Here is a 12,393-nt window from a genome sequence, read left to right on the forward strand (position 1 = left end):
TCAATCTTTCAGCGATAAAGTTTTGCACAAATTTATGGAGAACAAGTTATGGCCTTGATCAGTCTGCGCCAAATGCTGGATCACGCTGCCGAGTATGGTTACGGCATTCCGGCGTTCAACGTCAATAACCTGGAGCAGGTGCGCGCCATCATGGAAGCGGCCGCCAACACCGATTCACCGGTGATTCTGCAGGCTTCAGCCGGTGCGCGTAAATACGCTGGTGCACCCTTCCTGCGTCACCTGATTCTGGCTGCCATCGAGGAGTTTCCGCATATTCCGGTGTGCATGCATCAGGATCACGGTACCAGCCCTGCGGTCTGCCAGCGTTCGATCCAGTTGGGTTTCTCGTCGGTAATGATGGATGGCTCTCTGGGCCCGGACGGCAAGACGCCGATGGATTATGACTACAACGTGCGAGTGACCCGCCAGGCGGTGGATATGGCGCATGCCTGTGGTGTGTCGGTGGAAGGTGAGCTGGGTTGCCTGGGCAGTCTGGAAACCGGGCAGGCGGGCGAAGAGGACGGTATCGGTGCTGAGGGTACTCTGGATCACAGCCAGATGCTGACCGATCCGGAAGAAGCTGCGGACTTCGTCAAGCAGACCCATGTGGATGCACTGGCGATTGCTATTGGTACCAGCCACGGTGCCTACAAGTTTACCCGTCCGCCAACGGGCGATATTCTCGATATCGGTCGCATCAAGGCGATTCACGCACGTATTCCGGATACCCATCTGGTGATGCATGGTTCCAGTTCGGTGCCACAGGAGTGGCTGAAAATCATCAACGAGTTTGGTGGTGACATCCCTGAAACCTACGGTGTGCCGGTGGAAGAGATTGTTGAAGGTATCAAGCACGGGGTACGCAAGGTAAACATTGATACTGACTTGCGTCTGGCCTCAACGGGTGCGGTGCGCCGTTTCATGGCGCAGAATCCCTCCGAGTTTGATCCGCGCAAGTTCCTGACCAAGACGGTAGATGCCATGCGAGATATCTGTATGGCACGCTATGAGGCCTTTGGTTGTGCGGGAAATGCGTCGAAAATTCGCCCGGTTTCGCTGGAAAAAATGTTCCAGCGCTATGAGGAAGGCGAGCTGGAACCGAAAATTCATTAAATGGCGACAACAGCGCTGTGATGCTCTGTTGGTCGCTTGATGCCTGGGGGGGCTTATGTCGGAAGCCGATGAGAGTGATGCAAATTTCACCCACGCACGTTTGCTGGAAGCGCTGGAAAACCAGTTGGCAGCGAATGAGCCGCCAGCTGCTCAGGCTACACTGAACAAGCTCACCCTGGTTGGTTACAGCCGTGAAGACAGCCTGGACCTGATGGTCCAGGTGCTTGCCCATGGCATTGGCGTGATGCTGGATGAGAACAAGCCCTTTGACTTGCCGGCCTACGAGCAGGCGCTGCGCAATCTGCCGGAGTTGCCTGATGCGCTGGAGTAACGGTTGGCAGGGTCTGACAACGCAGGCAAGCCGTTGACTGGGCAGCGGTCAGGCATAGCCGGAAAACCAAAAAAGGAATAAGCCGAATGCTGCTTTCACTATTGCGTGTGCTGCTGTTTTTCTTGTTCGCCGTGATTGTGGCGACCGTGCTGGGTACGCTGGTACAGACTCAGCTAAACCTTGCTGCCCTGCAGATGATTGGCGTTGAGGTGGGGCTGGCTGATCGCTTGACTACCACATGGCGCGACCTGCTGGGTTTTACCCCGATTTTTGTTGCTCTGGTGGCGGCATCATTGCTGTGTGCCTTGCCGGTTGCCGAGTTGCTTGGCCGTGTATTCAAGCCCTGGCGTGGGGTTATTTACGCGCTGGCCGGGGCAGTTGGGATCAAGGTGGCCTTCGATGTTGCAGATTATCTGCTGCCGATGCCGACCTTTATTGCTGCCACGCGAGGCTTGGGCGGTTTATTGTTGATGATGGTTGCGGTGGGCGTCGGCAGCTGGTTGTTTGGCCGGCTTACCCGTCCGGTAAAAAAACGTGGTTTACGGGTACTGGGCTGACGAGGAGAAAACCGATGCGCAAGATACAATATGCTCTCGCGGGTACGTTGGCACTGGCTGCGACTGCGGGGGTAAATGCTGCGGACTACCAGGTGACGACCCTTGCGGACGGGCTCAATCATCCCTGGTCTCTGGCCTTTCTGCCGGATGGCCGCATGCTGGTAACTGAGCGTGCCGGGCGGTTACGCCTGGTGTCGGCTGCGGGGGAACTGCAAGCCGAAGCCGTTACCGGGGTGCCCGAGGTGTTTGTTGACAATCAGGCTGGCTTGTTTGAAGTGGCCCTGGACCCCGAATTTGCGGATAACCAGCGGCTGTTCCTCAGTTATGCCTGCGGCAGCCCGGAGTCGAACAATACCTGTCTGGCCAGTGCCCGTTTTAATGGTGAGGCGCTGGAAGATGTCAGCGAGCTGTTCCGGGCTGAGCCCGGTAAACGCGGGTCGGCCCATTACGGTGGACGCATTGCTTTTCTGGCCGACAACACACTGGTTATGGGCCTGGGTGATGCCTTTATCCTGCGCGAAGAAGCGCAGAACAAGGGGAGTCATCTGGGCAGTATCGTGCGGCTGAAACGTGATGGCAGCGTACCGCAGGACAACCCCTGGGTGGGTCAGGCTGATGCCAAACCCGAGCTGTACAGTATCGGTCATCGCAATGTGCAGGGTATGGTCTGGGACGCAGTGAATCAGCGATTGCTCAGCCACGAACATGGCCCACGCGGTGGTGACGAACTGAATCTCATCGAGCCGGGCAAGAATTACGGTTGGCCAGTGATCACGTATGGGGTGGATTACAATGGAGCGGTTATTTCTCCCTACACTGAGAAGCCCGGCCTGGAGCAACCTTTGACTGAATGGACGCCGTCGATTGCGCCCTCGGGAATGACGCTGTACCGCGGGGAGCTGTTTCCAGAGTGGCAAGGCAGCCTGATGGTGTCAGCGCTGGCCGGCCAGCATGTACGCCGGGTTGAATTTGCCGGCACTGAGGTGGTGACCGAGGAAAACCTGTTCGGTGAACTGAATGCACGTTTCCGTGACGTTCGCACGGGGCCGGACGGCGCCCTTTACTTGCTGACAGATAGTCCACAGGGGCAGCTGTTGCGCGTTACTCCGTAACGCGTTCAGTAGCCACCGGCGGGCTCGTGGAAGCTGACGCCATGCCGTCCGCTGCGTTTGCGCTTGTACATGGCGTTATCGGCCTGGCGTAACAGTGAGGGCATGTCAGGGTCCGCTGAACGGGTCAGGGTGATGCCGATGCTGGCGCCCACCGCGATGCTCTGGCCAGCCAGCTCGATCGGCAGACTGAGTTCATCGAGGAATCGCTCGGCCAGTGCTGCGGCCTGATGCCGGTCGAGGATGCTTTCCGCTACCAGGACGAACTCATCCCCGCCGAGTCGGGCGACAAAATCGCTTTCGCGAGCGGTCTCCTGCATGCGTTCGGCGATGCACCGCAGTACCGCGTCACCGGTTTCATGACCGAGTTGATCGTTGATCTGCTTGAAGCCGTCCAGGTCGACCAGCATCACTGCAAGGTATTCGCTGCGCCGCTGGCTGCGCCGCATGGCTTCTCCGATATGCTGCTCCAATGCGGCCCGGTTGGCCAGATTGGTTAATGGGTCCTGCATGGCCATGCGCTCAAGGCGTGCATTGACGGCAGCCAGTTCGGCGGTTCGTTCTGCCACCTTTTCTTCCAGCTGACGCTCATGTTCCTGCAAGGTGGTAACCAGCTCACTCTGCGCGTTCAGTGCGCTTTGCTGGGCTTTTTCGCGTTGTTCTTTCAGGGTGTTGAAACGAGCGGCCAAGGCAAAGGACAGCAACAGCATCTCCAGGGCCGAGCCGACATGCATGGCATAAGTCGTCACGAAGTTGGAAGGCAGCAGACCGAAATTGCGCAGTGCCAGCAGGACCATGCCGGCAATCATCAGGCTCCAGGCCAGCAGCACAATGCGTGCGCCGGGCACGCGCACTCTTGCCGCTTGTACAATGCACGCCAGGACCAGGGGTGCCGTGATGATCGCCAACACCGACATGCCCTGAATACTGACCCGGATCGGGGCGACAAGGCTGAGCAGGCTGAAGGCCAGACATAGCCAGACGATCACTCCCAGCGGGGTATACCACTGCGGCAAGTGCTGTTTGATCTGCAAGAAGCTGCGGATGAACAGGGTGCCGAGCAGCCCGGACAGGCATAGCGACAGGGGTAATATGCGTGAGCCGTAGGCCCCGAGTTCTGGCCAGATAAACCGGGAACCGATGCCGGTAAAGCTGAGCGCACCGACCCCGAAAACCACTACAAAGGCGACGTAACACAGGTAGGTTTTTTCGCGCAGGACGCTGAACAGCAGGAGATTGTAGATTGCCATGGCCAGCAGCATGCCGAGGTACAGGGTAATGACCGCCATGCTGCTGACGCTGTAACCGGCGAAGGCCTGGGGTGACCAGATCTGGCTGGTCAGAGTCAGGCTGCCGCCGGAAGTCGCTTTGAAATACAGGGTTTTTTGCTCTCCTGCGGCCAACGAGATGACAAAGCTCGGGTCGCGGTGGGCAAACTGGCGGTCTGACAGTGGCACGCTGTCACCACTTAACTCGGGTTGCGGTCCGAGGCCATGGAGTTCTATGCGGTTGAGAGACGAATAGGGGAAATGGACAAACCAGATCTGATCGCGACTAGTGGTCGATTTCAGCGACAGGCGCAGCCACACGGCATCTTCGCTGTAACTGAAATTCAGATCACTGCGATTGGAAGCGGCTTGCCAGGTAACTTCCGAGCGATGGACGTCATCGAGCCCGTATTCGGCTGGCAGCAGGGCAAAGTCGAGCCAGGGTTGCAGATCGAGCTGACTCTCGCTACCACTGAGACTGAGCTCATGGTTGTGTGCCAGAAGCTGCGGGCTGGCCAGCAACAGCAATCCCGGAATCAGCCAGCACATGACTACTCGTATACTGCTGGTCACCCCGTCTACCCCTGTTCATCCATGGAATAATAACTGATACCGCTGCGTCCCTGCCGTTTGCGCGCATACATGGCCTGGTCGGCCTGCCGGATCAGCTCGTCAGCGACCAGCTCAGGGCTGGTTGCATGACTGACCCCGATACTGGCGCCAATCTGTACCTGTTGACCGTCCAGCATGATTGGCTTGGCCAGCGCATCAAGCAGGCGTTCAGCGACGGCATGGGCGTCATCACGTTGCTGCAGCCCCTCGCTGACGACAATAAACTCATCCCCGCCGAGACGGGCAACAAAATCACCAGCGCGTCCGGCTGCCTGCAGCCGTTCTGCTACTTCCTTCAATACCTGATCGCCAAAGGCGTGACCGAACACATCGTTGATCGGTTTGAAATCGTCCAGATCAATCATCAGCAAGGCCAATTGTTGATGATTGCGATCCGCCCGTGCCAGGGCCTTGTTCAAATGCCGTGACAAGGCAGGGCGGTTGGCCAGGCCGGTCAGCGCATCCTGCATGGCCATGTCTTCCAGCCGCTTGTTCGCCTGTTCCAGTTCGCGGGTTCGCTCAGTCACGCGCTGTTCCAGTACTCGCTCATGCTGTTGCAAGGCATGCACATGCTGGCGCTGTGCATTCAGGGCCGCAGTCTGGGCAATTTCCTTTTGCCGTTTCAGCTCATTGAAACGGGCTGCCAGACCGAAGGAAAGCAGCAGCATTTCAAGGGCTGATCCCACCTGTACGGAATACAGAGTAATGAAGTTATTCGGGATCAAGGCAAAGTTGCGCAGCGCCAGCAGCGCTGCGCCCATCAGCATCAACCCCCAGGCGAGCACAAAAATCCGGGCCCCGGGGGCGCCGAGGAAGATGCAGTGAATACCACAGATCATCATCAGCACCGTAGTGCCCAGGCCGAATACGGACATGACCTGGAGTGCCAGCTGAACAGGTAGCAGCAAGCTGGCAAGGGTCAGCAAAAGACCGGTCGCGGCGGCGACGCTAAGCAAGCGATACCAGGTTGGTGCATGACTTTTTACATCCAGGAAGCTGCGAGTGAACAGGGCGGCAACGCTGCTGGCGAGAATGAGTGAGGTCGGCAGAATACGGTTGCCCAGTTCGCCTGCGTTGGGCCACAGGTAATGTGGTCCCAGACCGTTGATGGCCATGGCGCCCATGCCGAAACTGATGATGAACAGCACATAGAGCAGAAAACTGGGTTCGCGCAGGGCGAAAAACAGCAAGAGGTTGTAACCTCCGAGCGCCAGAATCATACCCAGATAGGCAGCCAGAACCACATGGGCCTGGTTGCTGTGGGCGCGGAAGCTTTCAGCGGGCCAGATCATTGCGTCCATGCTCAGACTGCCTGCGGATTCGCCACTCAACAGCACCAGGCGGCGCTCACCGGCGTCCAGTTGCAGCGGGAAAGCAGCAGTACGGTGACTCAGGCTGCGTTCACTGCTGGGCAGCACATCACCACTGCGCTGTACCTCCCAGCTGCCACTCCCTGTCTGTTGGTACAGGCTGACACGGTCAAGCGACGGGTACAGCATTTCCACGATCCAGTTGGTCTCTTGATCTGGATCACCCACCAGCTCGAACAGCAACCAGATACGATCATTGGTATAGCCGAAGTTGATGTCTCGGCCCGCCGCGGCGCTGTGCATGTCAGCGCGTCGGGCAAGAACCTGGTCAGGGCTCATGCGACGGCTACTGTCTCGCAGATAGTGGACCCTGGACTGCAGACGCAGGGATTGAGTTTGATCGGCATTCAACTGCAGAGCCGGTGGGCTGGCATTGCCCGGGCTGGCGGGGAGGAGCAGGCAGAACAACAGGCAAAGCCCGGCAAATACCCGGTTGCAGGCGTTTTGGCGAATACGCCGGGGCCACTCGTTCATCCCTGTGAATACTGCCATGTGGTACCCGTCCGGGATCAGGCCTGCGAGCCGGTAATGGGGGCAGGTACAGCCCCGTTCCGGCACTACCGCTAGTTCAAGACCTGATATTGTTTTGGAATCTGCCAATACTATAGTTTGGCGGGTTAATGGCCGTCAAACCCCGGCGGTATCCTCAGAGGGGCCAGAAAAACAGCAGCAAGGGAATACTGACCAGTACCACCAGTATTTCCATTGGCAAGCCGAGACGCCAGTAGTCGCTGAAGCGAAAGCCGCCGGGCCCCAGAATCAGGGTATTGTTCTGGTGACCAATCGGGGTCAGAAAAGCACAGGAAGCACCGATGGCAACGGCCATCAGAAAGCTGTCCGCATCCACACCCAACTGGGCAGCAATACTGATGGCGATAGGGCACATGACAGCGGCAGTGGCGGCATTGTTCATGAAATCGGACAATGTCATGGTGATGATCAGAGTCAGCGTCAGGGCAATAATGGCGTTGCCCTGAGCCAGTTGATCGAGCAACCCCTGTGCCAGCAGATCGGCGGCTCCCGTATTGGCCATGGCTGCGGCCATCGGCATCAGGGCGCCAAGCAGTACGATGATGGGCCAGTCGATACCGTCATAAATGCGTCTGACCGGCACTACGCGCGTTACCATGTAACCGACCACGCCGGCGGTAAAGGCCAGCGCTGCTGACAAGGAGCCGGTGGCCGCCGCCAGCACGGCAGCCAACATGATGCCCAGAGCGGTCCACGCCTTGCGCTGGTTGGGAATCAGGATCGGCCGCTGGGCCAGAGGGATGCACTGGTACTCAGAGGCAAAGCCGGCTATTGCTTCGGGCGGCCCCTGCATCAACATCACATCACCCGCATCAAGCTCGGTCCAGCGCAGGCGTTTGATCGAGCGGTGGCCCTGGCGCGAGATGGCGAGCAGATTGATACCGAAGCGGCTGCGAATCTGCAGATCTGTGGCTGTCAGACCCAATAGCAGGGCATTGGGCTGGATGACCAGTTCCTGAATCACGATTTCATCATTGCTGTTGCGCTTGGTGCTTTTGGGTGTTTCTTCCTCGTCGGCCGTTTCGTTGTTGTCGGTGTTATGGCGGCTGGCGCGGACGCGAGAAATATCTGTCTTCTCGCTCGTTTCGCTGGCCTTGCCGTCAGTCTTGTTATCCGCTTCCTGGTGTTCTGTGGTTTCGTCGTCTTCATCCTCGGCGTCATCGGCAGCTTCGGGTTTGACGGACTCTTCCAGTTTCAGCCCCAGGCGGGTCAGGGTCGACCCCAGGCTTTCCGGCTCGGCTTCAATGACCAGGATGTCGCCGGCATGCAAGCGCCGGCCGGGCAGTGGAGCGGTGACGCGAAAGTCGTTGCGTACCATGCCGACAATCTGCGCATCGTCATCTTCCAGCAATAGCTCCGCTTCACGCAGGGTTTTGTCTATCAGGCTGGCGTCGTCGCCTATGCGGACTTCAGTCAGGTAGGTGCCGGTATCAAAGCTTTCGGCATTGCTCTGCTCACGATGTGGCACCAGCCAACGGGAAAAAGCCACGGCAAAAATGATACCGACCAAGGCTACTCCGAGGCCGACAGGCGTAAAGTCGAACATGGTAAAACCGCTGCCGGTATGTTCAGCACGAAAGCCAGCGACAATCAGGTTGGGCGGGGTACCGATCAGCGTGGTCATGCCGCCCAGAATAGTGCCAAAAGCCAGTGGCATGAGTACTTTTCCGGGCGGGATGCCCTGTCGTGCCGCATGCTGCATGGCAATTGGCATCAACAAGGCCATGGCACCGACATTGTTCATAAAGGCGGACAGCAGTGCACCAACCAGGGTCAGAGCGCCGAGGGCAATCAACGGGCTCTCAGTGTCTGGCAACAAACGCTGGGCCATGGATTCAACGGCACCTGTTTTCTGCAGGCCATGGCTGAGTATGAGAATGGCAGCGACAGTAATCACGGCCGGGTGGGCAAAGCCGAGAAAGGCTTCGGCACTGGGCGTCAGCCCGGCCAGTACGCAAGCCAGCAGCGATAACAGGGCAATCAGGTCATGGCGCCAACGGCCGAACAGAAACAGTACTATGGTGGTGCCGAGAATCCCGAAAATCAGCCACTGGTCCTGAGTCATGCGCCTTGCTCCTGTCGGATGTGTGTGCATGATGCCGAAAAGAGCAGTCGGAGTGTAGTCCGGGAAGGCTTGCGGAGGCTGATTGCGACAGATCTACCGGGCTGAACCTTGAACAGGGGTCAGACCTCGGCAGGCAGGTCGGGGTGCAAGGTGGTGCAATTTCGGCCGCGCTCTTTGGAATGGTAGAGCGCCTGGTCCGCCGCTTCAATCAGTGCCTGATGGTTGGCCATCTCTGCTTGCATACCGGCTACACCAAGGCTGATGGTCACCGTCAATGGCTCACCCTGGTGGTCAATGCGCAGGCGGGCGATGGAATTGCGCAGTCGTTCGGCAAACTGCACGGCACCCTGGATATCGGTATTTGGCAGCAGAACGACAAACTCTTCGCCACCATAGCGCCCGGCAAAATCCGTTTCCCGCGCCAGTTGGCGAGTCAGGCGGGCGACCTCGCGGATGACTTCATCACCGAGTTGATGGCCGTAGGTGTCGTTGAAGCGCTTGAAATGATCAATATCGAAAATAACCAGGCTGGCAGGTTCGTCATAACGCAGGTGACGAGCAAATTCGTGTTGCAGGCACTGCTCCCAGTAACGCCGGTTGAGCAAGCCGGTGAGACCATCCAGATCGGCCAGTTCACGCAACTGCATATTGGCGGATTCGAGCTGGCGTTTGTTCACCGCGACATTGGTCACGTCATACACGATCAGGCAAACATGGTCGATGGTGCCACTGGTACTGCGCAGGGGCAAAATGGTGACGTTCTGGTACATTTCATCGGCCAGACCGGTGACCGGTTGATAGCTCTTGAAGTGGAACAGGTTGGGACGTTGTTCCCAGATGGTAAAGGCGCGGGTGCCGAGCATGACCGCGTTTTCCACTTTTTGCGTGAACCAGCTGGCATCTATCTCGGGAAACAACTCAAACAACGGCTGCAGGCGCACCTTGCCGGTTTCCATGCCGGAGTGGTTTTCCATGAAACTGTTCCACACTTCTATGCGGTAATCGCGGTCCAGCACCACCACGCCGACGTCGATGCTCTGGACAATATCCAGCAGCCAGTGCAGTTCGTTCATGTCGAAAGATGTGCTCATGGCAACTCCGCGTCAGTCCAGCATGAAGTCAAGGATTTCGCGCAAGCGCGGCACCGAGTCTTCGGTAAACAGCAGTAACAGATCGAAATGCACGTCCAGCTCTTCCAGGCTGTAACTGATTTCTACCGCCAGGGTTCGCTTCCAGCGCCGCTGGTTGATGCGTATCAGGTCATCAATCGGGCAGTGTTGCCCCAGCACCATGGGGTGCCCCTGCGATAAATTGATATTCAGTTGTTCGGACAGGCCGTTGAGGCAGGCGCCAATAATGATACTGGCGAGATCCAGTTGCATTTCCAGATGGGAGTTTTCGTCATTGCGCGCATGCAGCAGGCGGGCAATGTCTTCGATTTCCGAGTCATGAAATATCAGCAGGGCTTCACCGGCTATCCCGCCGCCGATGTAGCCCTGGCAGATGGCCGACAATTGCCGGTCGTTCTGGGCATCGGCCAAGGTCATATGCAGTTCGCCGACCTCGAGGATATTCACATTGGGAATCGGCAGCTTGATAAATACACCGAGCACGCGGCCCAGCAGTTCGGCCGCCCGCCCCATAGCCACGTTGGAGACTTCCCGGAAAGCGTCGCGGAATGAAACCTGCGGCATTTCCGGCGCCGCTGGAGACGCGTCATCGGTAGCCTGCAGTTCGATAGTCAGGCCGAGATCATCGAGCGCTGCAGCCAATTGCAACGGATCGGCTGGTTTCTTGATGAAGGCTCTGGCACCGAGCGCCTTGGCACGGCGCACAGCCTCATCCTGTACGTCACCGGAAACAACGATGACTTCCGCTGCGAGCCCTTCTTCACGCAACTGGCTGAGTACGCCAAATCCATCCAGCTCAGGCATGGTCAAATCCAGCAACACCACTTGACCGTCACCCTGGCGGATCGCTTCCAGGCCTTCGATACCATTAACCGCCTGGGTGATGCGAAATGGCCAGTCAGCAGGCAGCGAACGAATCAGCTGCTTGCGGGCCATGCCGGAATCATCACAGACGAGCAGGGGAATCTGGCTCAAAGTGGGTCCATCCTGTAGCTAAAAGAGTTGAACGTTCTTGTCCCTAGCATGACAAGATATTGCACGCTTGAGAAGTCCGCAGGCGACGAATAACGGCGTTCTGCTATCACTTTTGTTCTCTTGGTCATGTGACACTGGTCTACACTGATAATTCAACGCATTGACGCGAGTACCATGGCTGACATCCTGAGCAATCCGCACCAGCATCAGCGCAAGGTTCTGCGCGCCTTGCTGTGGCTGACCGTTTTTGTTGCTGGCTGGCTGGGTCTGGTCAATCTTCAGCGCGGGCTTTTCTGGCTGGGTGTTCTGGATCTGGTCTACGCCGGCTTTTCCATGGCGTTATTGTTGATTGTAAACCGCACACCCCGGTTACGGCTCTGGAGTCTGGTTTACCTGCTGCCGTTTTTGACCATTACGGTTTACAGCCTCACTTTGCCTGATACCTCACACACGGGATTTGCCTACATTCAGGCCATTCCCATTGTGTCCTACCTGTTGCTCGGGGTGCGTCCTGGTTTCTGGCTTTCTCTGCTGTTTGTCAGCCTGGGTGTTCTGGCCTACAGCTATCGCTTTCTGTTGGGGGGCGAGTTGATTATCAGCGTGGTATCACTGCTCAACATCATCATAAGCAGTTTTGCCATCATGCTGTTTTCGCATATTTACGAGCGCAGTCGGGTGCAGAATGAAAACCATCTGCGCGAGCTGGCAGCCACCGATACCCTGACCGGGCTCTCCAACCGCATGTCCCTGTCCGGTACATTTCAGCGCGAGTGCAGCAGGGCGCTGCGGTTGCAAGCCCCGCTGAGCCTGGTGGTGATCGATATTGATCATTTCAAGTACATCAATGATAGGCATGGTCATGCCGGCGGCGATCTTGCGCTATGCCATCTGGCGGACAACCTGCGTGAGCGGCTGCGTGACAGTGACCTGATTTGCCGACTGGGGGGTGAGGAATTCGCCCTGCTGTTACCGGACACCAATCTGGAACAGGCCGCGCGCCTGACCGACAAGCTGCGCCAGTGGCTGGCCGAGCGGCCGGTTCCGTTGCCGGGCGAAGAATACGTATTGACCTTCAGCGCCGGGGTCGCAACCCTGGGAGAGGATGCCGCTGATCTGGATAGCCTGTTGCTGGTTGCTGACCGGCGAATGTATGAAGCCAAGGCTGGAGGCCGCAATCAGGTCGTGGCGGCGGGGCAGCATTACCGGTTGTCGGCGGAGCCGCCAGCAGGCAGGTCATGAAGGCCACAGGCAAGGTGTATCTGTTTTTTATTTCGAACGGTGTGTGTGTTTATTTGAAATTCTTCTTCCGGCATCTACACTCAGTTCAGACAG

At 57.7% G+C, this 12,393-nt stretch carries 10 protein-coding genes; 5 read left to right on the forward strand and 5 right to left on the reverse strand.

Annotated elements, in window-relative coordinates; all coding sequences use genetic code 11:
- The first annotated feature begins 48 nt into the window (after nt 1-48).
- The 4 genes from fba (at nt 49) to BLU07_RS00475 (ending at nt 3,113) form a co-directional block, all read left to right on the forward strand.
- Nucleotides 49-1,113: a class II fructose-bisphosphate aldolase gene (gene fba, locus BLU07_RS00460; protein ID WP_092383086.1), complete on the forward strand. Its 1,065-nt coding sequence runs from the start codon at nt 49-51 to the stop codon at nt 1,111-1,113.
- Nucleotides 1,114-1,168: 55 nt separating this feature from the next.
- Nucleotides 1,169-1,444, forward strand: a complete 276-nt coding sequence (locus BLU07_RS00465) for a hypothetical protein (RefSeq protein WP_092383088.1) — start codon at nt 1,169-1,171, stop codon at nt 1,442-1,444.
- An 86-nt stretch (nt 1,445-1,530) separates the two neighbouring features.
- The gene (locus BLU07_RS00470) at nt 1,531-2,001 is read left to right on the forward strand and encodes a hypothetical protein (protein ID WP_092383090.1); all 471 of its coding nucleotides are present in this window, start codon (nt 1,531-1,533) and stop codon (nt 1,999-2,001) included.
- A 14-nt stretch (nt 2,002-2,015) separates the two neighbouring features.
- Nucleotides 2,016-3,113: a PQQ-dependent sugar dehydrogenase gene (locus tag BLU07_RS00475; RefSeq protein WP_092383092.1), complete on the forward strand. Its 1,098-nt coding sequence runs from the start codon at nt 2,016-2,018 to the stop codon at nt 3,111-3,113.
- Between the two features lie 5 nt (nt 3,114-3,118).
- Here BLU07_RS00475 and BLU07_RS00480 read toward each other — a convergent pair whose 3' ends face one another.
- The 5 genes from BLU07_RS00480 to BLU07_RS00500 form a co-directional block, all read right to left on the reverse strand.
- Nucleotides 3,119-4,951 carry a diguanylate cyclase gene (locus BLU07_RS00480; RefSeq protein WP_157719025.1) on the reverse strand — a complete coding sequence of 611 codons (1,833 nt, stop codon included), beginning with the start codon at nt 4,949-4,951 and terminating at the stop codon, nt 3,119-3,121.
- Between the two features lie 5 nt (nt 4,952-4,956).
- The gene (locus tag BLU07_RS00485; RefSeq protein ID WP_092383096.1) at nt 4,957-6,852 is read right to left on the reverse strand and encodes a diguanylate cyclase; all 1,896 of its coding nucleotides are present in this window, start codon (nt 6,850-6,852) and stop codon (nt 4,957-4,959) included.
- 154 nt (nt 6,853-7,006) lie between these two features.
- A complete protein-coding gene (locus BLU07_RS00490) occupies nt 7,007-8,956 on the reverse strand; it encodes an SLC13 family permease (RefSeq protein WP_092383099.1) in 1,950 nt (649 codons plus the stop codon).
- A gap of 119 nt (nt 8,957-9,075) precedes the next feature.
- Complete coding sequence (locus BLU07_RS00495; RefSeq protein WP_092383101.1) at nt 9,076-10,047, reverse strand: sensor domain-containing diguanylate cyclase; 972 nt, start codon at nt 10,045-10,047, stop codon at nt 9,076-9,078.
- A gap of 12 nt (nt 10,048-10,059) precedes the next feature.
- A complete protein-coding gene (locus BLU07_RS00500) occupies nt 10,060-11,061 on the reverse strand; it encodes a response regulator (protein WP_092383103.1) in 1,002 nt (333 codons plus the stop codon).
- Nucleotides 11,062-11,235: 174 nt separating this feature from the next.
- On the opposite strand from BLU07_RS00500, the gene BLU07_RS00505 reads away from it, so the two are divergent.
- Nucleotides 11,236-12,300, forward strand: a complete 1,065-nt coding sequence (locus BLU07_RS00505) for a GGDEF domain-containing protein (RefSeq protein WP_092383105.1) — start codon at nt 11,236-11,238, stop codon at nt 12,298-12,300.
- Nucleotides 12,301-12,393: the final 93 nt, after the last annotated feature.

Source organism: Halopseudomonas salegens (genome assembly GCF_900105655.1).
Lineage (GTDB): Bacteria > Pseudomonadota > Gammaproteobacteria > Pseudomonadales > Pseudomonadaceae > Halopseudomonas > Halopseudomonas salegens.